Origin of the sequence: Geodermatophilus sp. Leaf369 (assembly GCF_001424455.1) — a bacterium.
In the GTDB taxonomy this organism is placed as follows: domain Bacteria; phylum Actinomycetota; class Actinomycetes; order Mycobacteriales; family Geodermatophilaceae; genus Klenkia.
In genome coordinates this window covers 1,624,034-1,639,430 of sequence record NZ_LMQA01000001.1, presented here as the reverse complement: position 1 = coordinate 1,639,430, position 15,397 = coordinate 1,624,034, and the positions used below count along the sequence as shown (strand labels likewise).

16 protein-coding genes and 1 pseudogene are annotated in these 15,397 nt (G+C 75.5%); 11 read left to right on the top strand and 6 right to left on the bottom strand.

Features of this window, described 5'->3' with window-relative positions:
* The first annotated feature begins 1 nt into the window (after position 1).
* Genes ASG36_RS08080 through ASG36_RS21470 form a run of 3 tightly spaced genes read left to right on the top strand, consistent with a single transcriptional unit; the run spans position 2 to position 3,355 of the window.
* Positions 2-1,705: a tripartite tricarboxylate transporter permease gene (locus tag ASG36_RS08080; RefSeq protein WP_200944365.1), complete on the top strand. Its 1,704-nt coding sequence runs from the start codon at positions 2-4 to the stop codon at positions 1,703-1,705.
* Positions 1,702-2,724, top strand: coding sequence for a tripartite tricarboxylate transporter substrate binding protein (locus ASG36_RS08075; RefSeq protein ID WP_055761697.1), 1,023 nt, complete (start codon positions 1,702-1,704; stop codon positions 2,722-2,724). The genes ASG36_RS08080 and ASG36_RS08075 overlap by 4 nt, the downstream gene beginning before the upstream one ends.
* Positions 2,725-2,764: 40 nt before the next feature.
* Positions 2,765-3,355 (top strand): methyltransferase, encoded by a 591-nt coding sequence (locus ASG36_RS21470; RefSeq protein WP_082522858.1) that lies wholly within the window; start codon positions 2,765-2,767, stop codon positions 3,353-3,355.
* A 74-nt stretch (positions 3,356-3,429) separates the two neighbouring features.
* Here the strand turns inward: ASG36_RS21470 and ASG36_RS22590 are convergent.
* Positions 3,430-4,497 (bottom strand): annotated as a pseudogene (locus ASG36_RS22590) (MFS transporter); the annotation flags it as partial.
* Between the two features lie 23 nt (positions 4,498-4,520).
* Between ASG36_RS22590 and ASG36_RS08065 the strand changes: the two are divergent.
* From ASG36_RS08065 to ASG36_RS08035, 7 genes are all read left to right on the top strand, one after another.
* Positions 4,521-5,132, top strand: a complete 612-nt coding sequence (locus ASG36_RS08065; protein ID WP_055761690.1) for a TetR/AcrR family transcriptional regulator — start codon at positions 4,521-4,523, stop codon at positions 5,130-5,132.
* A 210-nt stretch (positions 5,133-5,342) separates the two neighbouring features.
* A complete protein-coding gene (locus tag ASG36_RS08060) occupies positions 5,343-5,984 on the top strand; it encodes a hypothetical protein (protein WP_055761687.1) in 642 nt (213 codons plus the stop codon).
* The gene (locus ASG36_RS08055; protein WP_055761684.1) at positions 5,981-6,424 is read left to right on the top strand and encodes a phage holin family protein; all 444 of its coding nucleotides are present in this window, start codon (positions 5,981-5,983) and stop codon (positions 6,422-6,424) included. Before ASG36_RS08060 ends, ASG36_RS08055 begins: the two co-directional genes overlap by 4 nt.
* A 17-nt stretch (positions 6,425-6,441) precedes the next feature.
* The gene (locus ASG36_RS08050) at positions 6,442-7,029 is read left to right on the top strand and encodes a DUF3618 domain-containing protein (protein ID WP_055761680.1); all 588 of its coding nucleotides are present in this window, start codon (positions 6,442-6,444) and stop codon (positions 7,027-7,029) included.
* Between the two features lie 140 nt (positions 7,030-7,169).
* Positions 7,170-8,183: an ANTAR domain-containing protein gene (locus ASG36_RS22985; RefSeq protein WP_055761677.1), complete on the top strand. Its 1,014-nt coding sequence runs from the start codon at positions 7,170-7,172 to the stop codon at positions 8,181-8,183.
* A gap of 160 nt (positions 8,184-8,343) precedes the next feature.
* Positions 8,344-9,048 carry a GAF and ANTAR domain-containing protein gene (locus ASG36_RS08040; RefSeq protein ID WP_055762731.1) on the top strand — a complete coding sequence of 235 codons (705 nt, stop codon included), beginning with the start codon at positions 8,344-8,346 and terminating at the stop codon, positions 9,046-9,048.
* A 49-nt stretch (positions 9,049-9,097) separates the two neighbouring features.
* Positions 9,098-9,898 carry a TSUP family transporter gene (locus ASG36_RS08035; RefSeq protein ID WP_055761675.1) on the top strand — a complete coding sequence of 267 codons (801 nt, stop codon included), beginning with the start codon at positions 9,098-9,100 and terminating at the stop codon, positions 9,896-9,898.
* A 5-nt stretch (positions 9,899-9,903) separates the two neighbouring features.
* Here the strand turns inward: ASG36_RS08035 and ASG36_RS08030 are convergent, their stop codons facing one another.
* Entirely contained in the window at positions 9,904-10,335 is a 432-nt protein-coding gene (locus ASG36_RS08030) for a VOC family protein (RefSeq protein ID WP_055761672.1), read from the bottom strand.
* A 102-nt stretch (positions 10,336-10,437) separates the two neighbouring features.
* Here ASG36_RS08030 and ASG36_RS08025 point away from each other — a divergent pair, with 102 nt between their 5' ends.
* Entirely contained in the window at positions 10,438-11,400 is a 963-nt protein-coding gene (locus ASG36_RS08025) for a YafY family protein (RefSeq protein ID WP_055761669.1), read from the top strand.
* 6 nt (positions 11,401-11,406) lie between these two features.
* Here the strand turns inward: ASG36_RS08025 and ASG36_RS08020 are convergent, their stop codons facing one another.
* The 4 genes from ASG36_RS08020 to ASG36_RS21860 form a co-directional block, all read right to left on the bottom strand.
* Positions 11,407-12,528: a lycopene cyclase family protein gene (locus tag ASG36_RS08020; RefSeq protein WP_055761666.1), complete on the bottom strand. Its 1,122-nt coding sequence runs from the start codon at positions 12,526-12,528 to the stop codon at positions 11,407-11,409.
* 29 nt (positions 12,529-12,557) lie between these two features.
* Positions 12,558-12,965, bottom strand: coding sequence for a MerR family transcriptional regulator (locus tag ASG36_RS08015; protein ID WP_055761663.1), 408 nt, complete (start codon positions 12,963-12,965; stop codon positions 12,558-12,560).
* On the bottom strand, positions 12,965-14,440 hold the full coding sequence (locus tag ASG36_RS08010) for a SulP family inorganic anion transporter (RefSeq protein WP_055761660.1): 1,476 nt from the start codon (positions 14,438-14,440) through the stop codon (positions 12,965-12,967). Before ASG36_RS08010 ends, ASG36_RS08015 begins: the two co-directional genes overlap by 1 nt.
* Positions 14,441-14,599: 159 nt before the next feature.
* Positions 14,600-15,364 (bottom strand): hypothetical protein, encoded by a 765-nt coding sequence (locus ASG36_RS21860; protein WP_235494704.1) that lies wholly within the window; start codon positions 15,362-15,364, stop codon positions 14,600-14,602.
* Positions 15,365-15,397 lie beyond the last annotated feature (33 nt).

Here is a 15,397-nt window from a genome sequence, read left to right as displayed (position 1 = left end):
CGTGTTCGGTGCCCTGTTCGACGGTCTGCTGTCCATCCTCACCGTCCACCACCTGGCGTTCGCGCTGCTCGGCTGCGTGCTGGGCATGCTCGTGGGCGTCCTGCCCGGCTTCGGCCCGGCCGCGGCGGTCTCGCTGCTCATCCCGGTCACGTTCGGCCTGGACGCCACCACCGCGATCATCACGCTCGCCGCGATCCTCTACGGCGCCGCGTACGGCGGGACGACGACGGCGGTGCTGCTGCGCATCCCGGGTGAGGCCTCCTCGGTGGCCACCACCCTGGACGGCTACGCGATGGCCAAGCGCGGCCGCGCCGGCCCCGCTCTCGTCATCGCCGCGCTGGCCTCCTTCGTCGGCGGCATGGTCGGGGTGGTCGGCTTCGTCCTGGTCGCCCCGTTCAGCCGGCTGGCGCTGGAGTTCGGTGCCCCCGAGCTGACCCTGGTCGCCGTGCTCGGGATGGCCCTGATCACCGCCTTCGCCGGCTCCAGCCCGGGCAAGGCGCTGGTCAGCGTGGGCCTCGGCGTCCTGGTGGCCAGCGTCGGCATCGACCAGGGCCAGGGCCTGCAGCGCTTCACCTTCGGCCTGCCCGAGCTGTTCGCCGGCATCGGCCTCGTCCCGGTCGTGATGGGCGCCTTCGGGCTCAGCGAGATCCTGTCCCAGGTCGCCCGGGCCAACGGCGCCCCGGTCGCACCCTTGGAGGTCGGCCGGCTGATGCCCACGAGGACCGACCTGCGCCGGTCGGCGGCCCCGTTCGCCCGCGGCTCGGTCATCGGGTTCTTCATGGGCCTGCTCCCCGGCTCGCCCGGCGCGGCCACCTCGCTGGCGTCCTACGCGCTGGAGAAGAAGGTCTCCCGTCGGCGCGGGGAGTTCGGCCGCGGCGCCGTGGAGGGCGTCGCCGGACCCGAGGCGGCCAACAACTCCCTGGCCATCTCCTCGATGATCCCGCTGTTCACCCTGGGCATCCCGACCAGCGCCACCGTCGCGATCATGGCCGGGGCGTTCACCATCAACGGCCTGGTCCCCGGCCCGCTGCTCTTCCGGGACAACCCCGACGTGGCCTGGGGCATCATCGCCAGCCTCATCGTCGGCAACGTCATCCTGCTGGTGCTGAACATCCCGCTGGCCCGGGTCTGGGTGTCGCTGCTGCGCATCCCCTTCCCGTACCTGATGGGGCTGATCATGGTGTTCCTCGTCCTGGGCACCTACAGCATCAACGGGACCACGTTCGACGTCTTCGTGATGGTCGCCGCCGGCGCCCTGGGCTACGTGATGAGCCTGGCCGCGGTGCCGCTCACCCCGTTCGTGCTCGCGCTGATCCTCGTGCCGATGATCGAGGACAACTTCCAGCGGGCGCTGGCGCTGTCCCGCGGTGACTACGCCGTCTTCACCGACGGCCCGATCAGCAGCACCCTGCTCGGCCTCATCGCCCTCGCCGTGCTCGCCACCGTGGCCCGCCCGCTGGTCTCCCGGGCCCTCGCCCGGGTGCTGGCCCGCCGCGCCGACCGCAGCCAGGGCGAGCCGCCGGCCGGCCCCGAGGCCCCCAGCGGGGACGACGACGGACCGGTCCCGCCGGCCCCGACCGCTCCCGCCACCCACGACCCGGCACCCGCCGCGGTCGTCGACCCCACCCGCACAGACACCCACACAGACACCCGCACCGACACCCGCACGGCCACCCGCACGACGACGAAGGAGTCGATCCGATGAGCAGCACCCGCCCCCTGATCCGCCGGACCCTGGGCGCGTTCGCCCTGGTCACCGCCACCACCCTGACCGCCTGCTCGGGCGGGTCCGCCGGGGGGACCGAGGCCGACGCCGCGGCCTTCCCGGAGGCCGGGTCGACGCTGGAGTGGGTGGTCCCCTCGGCCGCCGGCGGTGGCAACGACATCCTGGCCCGGATCGTCGCCCCGGCCCTGGCCGAGGAGCTGGGCGTGACCGTGCAGGTGGTCAACCGCGAGGGCGGCAACCAGGTCATCGGGCTCACCGAGCTGGCCAACGCCGACCCCGACGGCACGACGTTCGGCTACACCAACCTGCCCTCGATCCTGGGCCGGTACCTCGACCCCAGCCAGCAGGCCAGCTTCGACCGGGAGAGCTTCACCCCGTTCGGCTCGTTCGCCAGCAACGACATCGTCATCGCCGTCCCCGCCGACAGCCCGGTGCAGACGATGGAGGACTTCGTGGAGGCCGCGCAGGACGACCCCGGCGCGATCACCGCCGGCACCGACTCCCGGGCCGGCGACGACCACGTCAACCTGTCGGTCCTGGAGCAGGAGCTCGACATGGACCTCAACGTCGTGCACTACGACTCAGGCTCGGACAAGGTCGCCGCGCTGGTCTCCGGCGAGGTGGACATGGCCCTGGGCGGTGTCTCGAGCTTCTTCGGCCCCTACCAGTCCGGGGACATCCGGCTGCTGGCCGTCGTCGCCGACGAGCCCAACCCCTTCGTCGAGGACGTCCCCACGCTCACCGACGCCGGCTTCCCCGGCATCGACCAGATGACCAGCCGGTTCACCCTGTCGGTCCCGGCCGGCACCCCCGAGGGGATCGTCACGACGCTGGAGGCCGCCCTCGAGGTGGCGACCACCGACCCGGAGGTCATGAGCGCCCTGGAGGACGCGGCCACCCGGCCGGACTTCCTCGACGCCCAGGAGGCCGCCGACCTGTGGGCCGAGCGCGAGACCGCCGTGGAGCCGATCATCGCCGACCTCCTCGTCGGCCAGTGACCCGTCCGACCGCCCCCGCCCCCGCCGCCGGAGGAACCCGATGACCGTCGTCTCCCGACCCGACACCACCGACCTCGTCTCCCGCGCCGCGCTGCTCCCGACGGCGAACATCGGCGACGCCCAGGAGCGCTTCGGCGTCCCCCGGGGCATCACCCCGGTCTGGTCCGGCGCCCGGGTCGCCGGCCGGGCGTTCACGGTGCAGACCCGGGCCGGGGACAACCTGTTCGTCCACCGGGCCCTGGAGCTCGCCAGCCCCGGTGACGTGCTGGTCGTGGACGGGGGAGGGGACACCTCTCGCGCGTTGATCGGCGACCTCATCGGTCTCAAGGCCCAGCGCGCCGGCATCGCCGGGTTCGTCGTCGACGGCGCCGTGCGGGACGCCGATGCGCTGGCCGAGCTGGGCCTGCCGGTCTTCGCCCGCGCGGTCACCCCGGCCGGTCCCTACAAGCACGGCCCCGGGCGGCTCGACGTCGCGGTCGCGATCGGCGGGGTCGTCGTGACCCCCGGCGACCTCGTGGTCGGGGACGCCGACGGCGTCGTCGTGGTCCGGGCCGCCGACGTCGAGACCGTGCTCACCGACGCCGAGGCGGTGCTGGAGCGGGAGCAGGGCAAGCGCGCCACCCGGGGCTGACCAGGAGCGCCTCTCCCGTCCTCACGGGAGGGGCGCTCCTCGCCGGTCGTGGGGCGGGGGAGGGCGGCGAGGGCGGTCACGGCGGCGGCGACGCCGAAGGCCAGGGGGGCGCCGTGCGGGAGCAGGGCGCCGGCCAGGGGGGCGCCGACCGCCTGGCCGGCCAGCAGGGCGACGAAGAAGGCCGCGACCGCCGGGCCGGGGGTGCGGGTGACCCGGCCGGCCCAGGCGATGAGCACCGTGGTCGCCGCGGTGTGCCCCAGCCCGAAGAGCGCCGCAGCGAGCCAGGGGAGCGGGCCGACCGCCAGCAGGACGGTGGCCACCGCGGTGGCCAGCACGCACGCGGCCCAGGCGAGGGACACCCCGTGGCGGAGCAGACGCGGGGTGGCGATGGCGGCCAGGGTCGCCCCCAGGCCCAGGGCGATCCAGGCGCCGACGGCCCGGGTCGGGGAGAGCCCGCCGTCCTCGAGCACCGCCCGGCCCCAGGTCCAGACCGCGGCGCTGCCGGTGCCCAGCAGGACGGCGGCGAGCAGCGGGCGGGCCCACGCGCGGGAGAGGTCGAGCCCGGTGGGCGGGGCGTCGTCCCCGGCCAGGCCGCGGGTGCCGACCAGCAGCGCCACGGTGAGGCCGGCGGTGACCGCGGCGGCCACCACCCAGCCCCGCTGCCACTGCGACCCGGCCACCACCGCGATCACGCCGGCGGCGACCAGGCCCGGACCGGTGCCGGCGTTCACCAGCGACTGGGCGGCGTCCCGACGGGGTGCGGCCACCGCCCGGCGGACCAGCACCACCAGGCCCGGCGAGGCCGCCCCGGCCCCGGCGCTGCCGAGGACGACGGCGGTGGCGAACGCCGTCGGGCCGGTGGCGAGGCCCGCACCCAGGGCCCCGGTGGCCGCGACCGCCCCGGCGGCGGTGACCACCGCGCGCGGCCACCGCTCGCACGCCCAGAACGCCAGCACGGCGGCGACGCAGTAGGCCACCGACGTCGCCCCGGACACCGCCCCGGCGGCGGCGGTGGACAGCCCGAGGTCGCGCTGGGCGGCCGGCACCGACAGCCCGTAGGCGTAGCGGACCAGGCCGTAGGTGGCGGCGACGAGCCCGGTGCCGAGGACCACGGTGGCGGATGACTGAAACGATCGTTTCATAGAACGCACGTTACAGTCCGCTCGTGACCGCGCGACCCGACGCCCGCACCCGGCTGCTGGCCGCGGCCGACGAGCTCTTCGCCGCCGAGGGGTTCACCGGCACCCCGGTGGACGCCGTCCTGCGGCGTGCCGAGGTCGCCCCGGCCACCCTGTACGCGCACTTCGGGACCAAGGCGGGGCTGCTCGAGGCGGTGCTCACCGAACGGCTGGCCGCCTGGGACGCCACGTGGGCCCGGGCCGTCACCGCGGCCCGCGACGACCGGGCGCGACTGCTGGCCGTGTTCGACGCGGTCGGGACCTTCCGTGCCGGCGCGACGCCGGCGCGGTGGTGCGCGTTCCTGGACGCCGCCGCCGGCACCCCGACCGGCGACCCGACGGCCGGGGCCGCGCTGGCCCAGGACACGGCGCTGCTCCGCCGTCGGCTCACCGAGCTCGCCGGCCCGGTGGCCGGGGACCGGGCCGCCGAGCTGGGGGAGCACCTGGTCCTGGTCGTCACCGGGATGCTGGCGATGCAGCTGCGCGAGGACGCCGACGACGCCCGGCGTCAGGGGCGACGCACCGCCGAGCTGCTCGTGGACGCCGTCGCCCCCGCTGTTCCGAGCCGGCGCGTTTCCACCTCGTCCCGGCCCGGGTAGGCCCCCTGAGACGGAGGACGGCTCCAGCGAACTGGCCGCCTCCGACCTCCAGCACCCCACGGGGTGCGCCTCTCCCCGACGTCCAGACCCGGCGTCGCGCAGCCCTCGCTGCGCGGGGACCACCCCTGTGCCACCCCCCTCGTGCCGCGCACTGCGCTGCACGCCCCTCAGCCGTGCCCGCTCGCCGGCGCCGGCCCCCAGGAGGACCAGATGACGCACTCCCTCGACACACCCCCGACCTCGGACTCGACGTCCACCGCCGACACCGCCAAGGACGAGGCCCGCGCGGTCGGTCAGACCACCGCGGACGCCGGCAAGCAGGTCGCCGGCACCGCCGCCGAGCAGGCCGCGGAGGTCGCCCAGGAGACGAAGAAGCAGGCGGCCGACCTGCTGTCGGAGGGTCGCACCCAGGCCGTCGACCAGGCCCGCGCCGGCCAGGCCAAGGCAGCCGAGAGCCTCTCCGCCCTGGCCGAGGAGATGCGTGGCATGACCGGCGGTGACGGCTCCGGCCCGGCGCACGACCTGGTCGGTCAGGCCACCGGCATCGTCGAGGACGTGGCCGGCCGGCTGCGTGACCGCGAGCCCGGCGAGCTGCTGGACGACCTCCGCACCTTCGCCCGCCGCCGGCCCGGCGCCTTCCTGGTCGGTGCCGCCGTCGCCGGTGTCCTCGCCGGTCGGCTGACCAGCGGGATCAAGGCCTCGCACGCCGACGACTCCGGCTCCGCGGGCGCCACGTCCCCCGCCGCCGGCCTCCCCGACCGCCCGGCCGGCTACGCGCCCTCCACCACCCCGGTCGCCGGCTACGAGACCGAGACCACCACGGGGCTCCCGAGCGGGAGTGGCCAGGCGTGAGCACCCCCTACCAGCCGCCCGCGGGCCCTGCGGGCCAGCCGACGACCGCCGACGGGCACCCCGACGTCGAGGGCACCTCGGTCGGCCAGCTGCTCGGTGAGGTCAGCAAGGACCTCTCCACGTTGATGCGCCAGGAGCTCGAGCTGGCCAAGGCCGAGGTCAAGGCCGAGGCGACCAAGGCCGGCAAGGGCGTCGGCATGCTCGCCGGCGCCGGTTACGCCGGTCACCTGACCGTGCTCTTCCTCAGCCTCGCGCTGTGGGCCGCCCTGGCCAGTGCGATCCCCGCCGGCTGGGCCGCGCTGATCGTCGCCGTCGTCTGGGGCGCGGTGGCCGCCGTCCTCGCCCTGAGCGGCCGCAAGCAGCTCAAGACCGTCAACCCCAAGCCCGAGCGGACGGTGGAGACCCTGTCGCGGGTGCCCGACGCCGTGCGTCCCTCCTGAGAGAAGCGAGAGAACCCATGACCAGCAGCAGTGACCCCGACGTCATCCGTCAGCAGATCGAGGAGACCCGCGCGGGCCTCTCCTACGACGTGGACGCCCTCAACGAGAAGGTCAACCCCGCCCGGGTCGTCGACCGTCGCGTGACCAAGACCAAGGACGCCGTGGACGGCCTCCGCAACCGCGTGATGGGCGGGAGCGACGACGGTCCCGGCCGCGTCTCCCAGGCCGCGCACGGTGCCACCGACGCGGTGACCGGCGCCCCGGACGCCGCCTTGGGCAAGACCCAGGGCAACCCGCTGGCCGCCGGCCTGATCGCCTTCGGCGTCGGCTGGCTCGTCTCCTCCCTGCTCCCCACCACGGAGAAGGAGAAGCAGCTCGCCTCCCAGGCCGAGTCCGCCGGGCAGCCGCTGATCGAGAAGGCGAAGCAGGCTGCCCAGGAGGTCGGCGAGAACCTCAAGCCGGCCGCCCAGGACGCCGTCGAGTCCCTGAAGGGGACCGCGCAGGACGCCGTCGGCACCGTGAAGCAGGAGGGCCAGTCGGCCGCCTCGGACGTGCAGGGTCAGGCCCAGCAGTCCCGCGAGGCCGTGCAGGGCTCGCAGGGCTGACCGCCCTGGAGGACCGGAGGGCGGGGGTCGAGGACCCCCGCCCTCCGTCGCGCGCGGTGCCGGCGACGCTCGTCTACGGTGAGGACGCTTCGCACGGACGCCTCCAGGGACGGGGGTGACCGCGACGGTGGAGGCACCGCATGACCCGCCCGGCACCCGTCCACGACGGGCTCGCTGAACCGACGGCGTTCGACGACAGCACGATCCTCGGGGCGCTGCACGACCTGCTCGTGGCCGCCGCCCAGGGGGCTCCCGGCGTCCTGAGCTGTGTGCTGACCCTGGTCAGCCCGCAGGGTGAGGTCGCCGTGTCCTCCGCCGACCCCCTCGGCCGAGCCGCCCGGCTCACCGACGACGAGCTGGGGGCGGGCCCCGGCCTGCAGTGCGCCCGGGACGGCGACGTGGTGCTGGTCGGCGACACCGCCGCGGAGGGCCCCTGGGGCGCCGCCGCGGAGCGGTCCGGCGTCCGGTCCAGCTCCTCGTACCCGCTGGCCGTGGACGCCGGCACCCGGGGCGCGGTCACCTTCCTCTGCGCCGAGCCCCGCACCCCGGTCGACCCGGTGCACGCCGCGCACACCGCGGGGCGGGTGGCCGGGCTGCTGACCGCCGCCGCCCGGCTCGCCGAGCACGACGACCAGATCGCCCAGCTCGGCCGGGCGCTGGAGAGCCGGACGGTGATCGGCCAGGCCGCCGGCCTGCTCATGGCCCAGACCCGGTGCCGGTCCGACACCGCCCTGGACGCGCTCAAGCGGCAGAGCCAGCACGCCAACCGCAAGGTGCGCGACATCGCCGTGGAGCTCGTGCAGGCCCACGAGGACGCCGTCAGCAGGGCGGTCGCCGCGGCGGCTCCCGCGCCGGCCGAGCTGACGCCGGCGGGCTCCCCGGCGGTGGAGGCCGTGCCGCCGGCGGAGGCCCAGGACGAGTCCGCGCGCCCGCCGGCCCGGCCCCGGGAGGCCGCCCGCACGGCGCCCGTCGACCCCGGCGTCCTCGTGCTGCACCGCGGCGGCCCGCACGCCGGGCGGGTCCGCCGGGTGCCGGCCGAGATGTCCCGACAGGCCCTGGTCTACGAGCGCGACCTGGCCGTCTACCGCCCCGAGGTGCCGCCCCGGCTCCTGCCCACCCCCGAGGGCCCGGCCCAGGTGTGGGTCTGCACCTGAGCGCCCCGACCCCCCCGAGTTCCACGCCCCGACTAGCCTCGACCCCACCCGGCGGGTCCCAGGCCGTCGCCGGGGGCGTCCAGACCCGGCGCCCCACTCCCGCCGTCGACCTCCCGCCGGCGGTACCGGCGTGGGCGTCGGACGCCTCGAGGAGGACCCCGTGGACACCCCAGCAGCAGACCCGACCCGCCGACCGGTGGAGCTGGGCGACGTGCGCCTGGCGGCCGAGTCGATGCAGTCCCTGCTGCACCGGGTGGCCGACCTCGCCGTCGCCACCGTGCCCGGGGTGGCCGAGGCGTCGGTGACGGTCATGGAGCGCACCCGGGCGCACACCGTGGCCGGCAGCGGGCTGCTGGCCTACGAGCTGGACGAGGCCCAGTACGGCCTCAACTACGGCCCGTGCCTGTTCGCGGCCACCAGCGGGCAGCCGGTGCTCATCCGCGACCTCGCGACCGAGACCCGGTGGCCGGAGTTCTGCCGGCTGGCCTCCCGGCAGGGGGCGGTGAGCACCTGCTCGGTGCCGATCCTGATCGTGCACGAGCTGCAGGCCGGGCTGAACGTCTACAGCACCGACCAGCCCCTCGACGAGGAGTCCCGGGCCGCCGCGCTGGACCTCGCCGGCGTCGTCGCGGTGACCATCAGCAACATGCACGCCCTCGAGCGGGCGAACCGGACGGTCGGCGAGCTGCAGGAGGCCATCGCCTCCCGGGCGGTCATCGAGCAGGCCAAGGGCGTGCTCATGGTCCAGCTGGGGCTCTCGGCCGACGAGGCGTTCACCCAGTTGTCCCGGCGGTCGCAGAACACCAACCGCAAGCTCCGGGACATCGCGGTGGAGGTCGTCGACGGGGTCCTGCGGGGCAGCTGACCCCGGTCGCTACCGTCGGTCGCTGCCCCTCCCGACCGAGAACAGGCCCGTGCTCCCCCTCGACCTCGTCCCGGCCGACCTCTCCGGGCTCGCCCTCCTGCTCCTCCTGGTCGCGGCGTTCGCCGCGGGCTGGGTCGACGCCGTGGTGGGCGGCGGTGGGCTGATCCAGCTGCCGGTCCTGCTCCTGGTCGGCGGGATGACCCCGCTGCAGGCGCTGGGCACCAACAAGCTGGCCTCGGTCTTCGGCACGCTGACCAGCGCCACCACCTACTTCCGGCGGGCCCGACCGGCGGTGCGGACGGCGCTGCCGATGGCCGCCGGGGCGTTCGTGCTGGCCCTCGCCGGCGCCTCGGTCGCCTCCCGGCTGCCCGCCGAGGTGATCAAGCCGGTCATCGTGCTGGCCCTGGTCGCGGTCGCGGTGGTCACCGCGGCGCGGCCCTCCCTCGGTGACCTGGCCCGGACCCGGCGGGCCGCCGGCAGCCACTACCTGCTGGCGATGGTGCTGGCCGTCGTGATCGGCTTCTACGACGGCGTGCTGGGCCCGGGCACCGGCACCTTCCTGGTCATCGGCCTCATCGCCCTGCTGGGCTACGACTTCCTGCACGCCAGCGCGACCGCGAAGATCGTCAACGCCGCGACCAACCTGGGTGCGCTGGCCTTCTTCCTGCCCACCGGTGCGGTGCTCGTCGGGCTCGGCGTCGTCCTCGGGCTGGCCAACGTGGCCGGCGCCTACCTGGGCTCACGGATGGCCATCGCGAAGGGCAACCGGTTCATCCGGGTCGTGTTCCTCGTCGTCGCCACCGCGCTGATCGTGCGGCTGGGCGTCGACGTCGTCCGCGACCTGGCCTGACGGGGTCAGCCGGCGTACGGGACGACGACGTCGAGCACCCACGTCACGCCGAAGCGGTCGGTGACCATGCCGTACAGCGGGGAGAACCCGGCCGGGCCGAGCGCCGCGCGCACGGTGCCGCCCTCGGCCAGCCCCTCGAAGAACCGGGTGACCTCCGCGGCGTCGTCCCCGCGGACGGACACGTAGACGGCGTCGGTGCCCTGGTCGTACGCCCTGCCCGGGGGCACGTCGAAGGCCATGACCGAGAACCCGGCGGGGGACTGCACGCCGCCCCACTTCAGCTGGTCGGCGACCGCGCCGTCGGCGGTGTCCCGCTCGTCGCCGCCCTGGGCGAAGGTGAAGGCCTGGACCTCCCCGCCGAACACCGCGGCGTACAGGTCGAGCGCCGCGCGGGCCTGACCGCGGAAGTTCAGGTGGGTGGTGGTGGTGACGGCCATGTCGCTCTCCTCGGGTCTGCCGGCGCTGACCGCCGGCGATGGACCCACTGTGTCGGGGGTGGCGGACAGGTACGGTCCTCTACGCCGGGCATCCTGGCGGGCATGACCGGGACGTCGGCGCGACTGCTCACCCTGCTGTCCCTGCTGCAGGCGCGTCGCGACTGGCCCGGCGCCACCCTGGCCGCCCGGCTCGACGTCACGCCGCGGACGGTGCGCCGCGACGTCGACCGGCTGCGCGCGCTGGGCTACCCGGTGCAGGCGTTCAAGGGCCCGGACGGCGGCTACCGCCTGGGCGCGGGCGCCGAGCTGCCGCCACTGCTCTTCGACGACGACCAGGCCGTCGCGCTCGCTGTCGCCCTGCAGCTGGCCGCGGTCAGCGGTGCCGGCATCGACGAGGCGGCGGCCCGGGCGCTGACCACGGTGCGCCAGGTGCTCCCCGCCCGGCTGCGGCACCGGGTCGACGCGGTGCAGGTCACCGCCGTCCCGCACGGTCGGGACGCCGACGTCGACCCGGCCGTGCTGGTCGCGCTGACCTCCGCCGTCCGGGCGCGCGAGGTGCTGCGGATGGACCACGCGACCCCCGGCGCGCCCGAGGAGTGGGCGCCGCCGCGGCGGGTCGAGCCGCACCACCTGGTCACCCGGGCCGGCCGCTGGTACCTGGTCGCCTGGGACCTCGACCGCGCCGACTGGCGCGTCTTCCGGGCCGACCGGATCACCCCGCGCACCCCCACCGGCCCGCGCTTCGTACCCCGCGAGCTGCCCGGCGGGGACGTCGCCGGGTTCGTCGCCGCCCGGTTCAAGGGCTCGACCGGTGCCGACGAGTGGCCGTGCCGGGGCGTGGTCGAGCTGGCGGTGCCGGCCGCGGAGGTCGCCCCGTTCGTCGGGGACGGCGTCGTCGAGGCGATCGCACCGGACCGCTGCCGGCTCACCCTGGGCGCCTGGTCCTGGAACGGGCTGGCGGCGTCCATCGGGCGGTTCGACGCCGACGTCACGGTGCTCGGCCCGCCGGAGCTGGCGGCCGCCTTCCGGGTGCTGGCGGCCCGGTACGCGGTGGCCGGCGGCTGAGTGCGGTCAGCGGCGCAGCGCCCGGCCCACGTTGGCGAACAGCGTCCGGCGCCCGGACGGCGGCAGCGCGGCCGCGACGCGGGCCATGCTCGCCGCGACCGCGGCGGGGGAGGACCCCACGTCCAGGTAGGCCGCCCACGCCCGGGGCGGCAGGGTGAAGAAGGCCCGGAAGAACGCGTCGGTCTGCGCCTCGTCCAGGCCGACCAGCACGTCGCGGCCCAGCCCCAGCAGCGCCAAGGTGGCCCGGCGGCGTCGCGACCGGACCAGCGCCCGCAGCTCGGCGGCCCCGGCCCCGCGGAGCACCGCGTCGGCGACCACCGGCCCCAGCCGCAGCGACGTCGCCACGCTGTAGCCGGTGGCCGGGTGCACCAGCCCGGCCGCGGCACCCACCGGGACCCCGCCGGTGCGAGCGGCCGGGGCGTCCAGCGGGATGGCCACCTTCTCGGGCTCGCCGACCGTGCGCAGGCCGTGCGCGGCGAGGAACACGTGCAGCCGGTCGCGCAGTTCGGGCAGGGGCACCGGGGGCCGGGCGGCCAGCGAGGTGGCCTCCAGCAGGGTGCTGCCGTCGGCCAGGCCCATGCCGTAGAGGAAGGCGACCTGCTGCGGGTCGGCCGGGTCGCGCAGCGCGGCCCAGTCCATCAGCAGCGCGCTGCCGGCGGGGACGACGTCCTCGACCGGGCCGGTGACCCGCTCGCCCCAGGCCCGCTGCTGGGCGGTGCCCGGTCCGCTGCCACGGGCGTCGACCACGACGGCGCCGGTGAGCGCGGTGCCGTCGGTCAGCACGACGCTCCGGTCGTGCACCTCCGCCACCGACCCGGTGCGGGTCTCGCCGCCGGCGAGCACCCGGTCCAGGAACGCCGCGTGCACCGCCGCGTTGTCCAGCCGGGCGTAGGGCCGACCGAGGTCGTGGTCGCCGGCGCCGGTGCGCACCAGGGTCGTCGGGTAGACCGTCCCGGCGACGGTCAGCTCGTCGGCCCACAGCCCGTAGGTGTGCGTCCAGGGCCGCAGCGCCGGGGCGACGACGACCGTGGACAGCCCGCGGGCCACGCAGGCCGCGGCGACCGCGAGCCCGGCCGGCCCGGCGCCGGCGACGACGACGTCCCAGCGGTCGCGTCCGGGCGGGGCCATGCCGACCAGCCAACCAGGTGTGCGCGGGGTCAGTCGGGCAGCCGGGCCTGCAGGTCGGCCGCGAAGCCCTCGGCGACCGCGAGCTGCTCGCGCAGCGCGGTGACCCGGGTGTCGGCGGCGGCGTGGAACATCCGCAGCCGGTCCTCCAGGGCCGGGCGGGTGGCGTCGTCGGCGGTGCTGAGCTGGTGCAGCACGTCGAGCAGGGCGGCCATGTCCTCGAGGCTGAAGCCCAGCGGCTTCATCCGCTTGACCACCTCGAGCCGGGCGACGTCCTCGGCGCTGTAGAGCCGGAACCCGCCCTCGGTGCGGGTGGTCGGCACGACGAGGCCGTTCTCCTCGTAGAACCGGATGGTGCGCAGGCTGAGCCCGGTCTGCTCGGCCACCTGACCGATCTGCACCAGCTCCCCGCGGGCGGCCGGGGCCACCCCGTCGACCATCAGTGGCCGCCGGTGAGCTGGCCGCTGTGCCGCTCGTAGCGGGTGGCCGAGTGCCCGGCCAGGCCGACGACCTCGACGGTCTTCCCGCGCAGCTCGTACTTGTGGGTGATCGCGTCCAGCGCGGCGACGGTCGAGGCGTCCCAGACGTGGGCGCCGGAGAGGTCCACGACCACGTGGTCGGGGTCCCCGGCGTAGTCGAACCGGGTGTACAGCTCGTTGCTGGAGGCGAAGAACAGCGCCCCGGTGACGGTGTAGACGCGGGTGTCGCCGTCGGTGGTGGCGGTGACGTCGACGAGGTGGGCGACCCGGCGGGCGAAGAGCACGCAGGCGACGAGCACGCCGACGCCGACGCCGATCGCGAGGTTGTGGGTGACCAGGGTGGTCGCGACGGTCGAGAGCATCACGACCGTCTCGCTGCGCGGCATCGTGTGGATGGTCCGCAGCGAGTGCCAGTCGAAGGTCGCGATCGACACGAAGACCATCACCGCGACGAGTGCGGCCATCGGGATGACCGCCACGACCGGCCCGAGGACGACGACGAGGACCAGCAGCAGCGCGCCGGCCAGGAAGGTCGAGAGCCGGGTGCGGGCCCCGGACTTCACGTTGATCATGGTCTGGCCGATCATCGCGCAGCCGCCCATGCCGCCGAAGAAGCCCGAGGCGATGTTGGCGACGCCCTGGCCCCAGGACTCGCGGGTCTTGTCCGAGCCGGTGTCGGTGAGGTCGTCGACCAGCTTGGCCGTCATCAGCGACTCCATCAGCCCGACGAAGGCCACGCCGAGGGCGTACGGCGCGATGATCGTCAGCGTCTCCAGCGTGAACGGCACCAGCGGGACGCCGAAGAACGGGATGCTGTCGGGCAGTGCGCCCTGGTCGCCCACCGTGGGCACCAGGATGCCGGCGGCCACTGTGAGCCCGGTCAGCACGACGATCGAGACCAGCGGGGCGGGCACGGCCTTGGTGAACCGGGGCAGCCCGAAGATGATCAGCAGGCCGGCGGCGACCATCGGGTAGACCAGCCACGGCACGTCGATGAGGTACGGCACCTGGGCGCTGAAGATGAGGATCGCCAGGGCGTTGACGAAGCCGACCATGACGCTGCGCGGGATGAACCGCATGAGCTTCGCGATGCCGCCGGCGGCCAGCAGCACCTGGAACACCCCGCCCAGGATCACGGCGGCGAAGAGGTACTCCACCCCGTGCTCCCGGGCCAGCGGGGCGACGACCAGCGCGATCGCGCCGGTGGCCGCGGTGATCATCGCCGGGCGGCCGCCGGTGAAGGCGATGACCACGGCCATCACGAACGAGGAGTAGAGCCCGACGCGGGGGTCGACGCCGGCCAGGATGGAGAAGCTGATCGCCTCGGGGATCAGCGCCAGGGCCACGACGAGGCCGGCGAGCACCTCGGTCTTGGCCACCTTCGGGTCCAGCCAGGCGGGTCGGGTCAGGCGGGGTGGGGTCAGGGTGGAGGTCATGGTCCCGTTCCGGGTCGGGTGCCCGCGGGCGCCGTGGGTCGGCAGCTCCGTGCGGGCGTGGCGGGGGAGGAGGCTCGTGGTCGAGCCGGGCGACGGGGTGTCGCCATCCGCTGCACCTGACTCAACCCTCACGTGAGGGGAATGTCCACGTGCGTCGGGTCACAGTCGCTGCGGCACCGGCTCCGTGGGCCGCGGGGACAGCAGGGCGGCGACCGCCACGAGCCCCGGGAGGACCGCGCCGGCCAGCAGGGCCGGCCCGTAGCTGCCGGTGGCGTCCCGGACCAGCGCGAACGCCACCGGCCCGAACGCCGTCGACCCGACGCTGACCGAGGCGACGACGCCGCGGATGGAGCCCAGGTGCGTCGTCCCGAAGTACCGGGGGAACGACCCGGCCTCCAGGGTGCGGATCGCTCCGCCGGCAGCCCCGATCGTCAGCCCGAAGCCCAGCGCGGACCACCCCGGGGCGACGACCGTGCCCCACAGCAGGCCGCCGGCCAGCGGGAGCATGCAGGCGACGGCGAGCCGGCGGCCGTCGAACCGGTCGACCAGGGCCCCGACGGCCAGGGTGGACAGGAGCCCGGCCGCGGTCTGCGGCAGGAAGTTCGCCGCCGCCTCGGTGCTGCTCAGCCCGCGCTCCCCGAGCAGGTCGAGCTGGTGGAAGGTGACGCCGGTGGCCAGCATCCCGGACACCGCGACCCCGGCGAGCACCACCCAGAAGAACGGGGTGCGGGCGGCCTGCCGGAGGGTGCGGCCCTCGACCGGTGGTGGTGCGGGACGGTCGGTGTCCACGCGGCCGTCGGGCACCTGCCCCAGGTCCGCGGGCCGGTCGCGCAGGCCGAGCAGCGCCAGCGGGACGACGACCGCCCACACCACCAGCCCCTCGACCAGCCAGGCGGTCCGCCAGCCCTGCGTGGAGACGAGCACCTCCAGCCCGACCGGGGCCAGCGAGATCCCGTC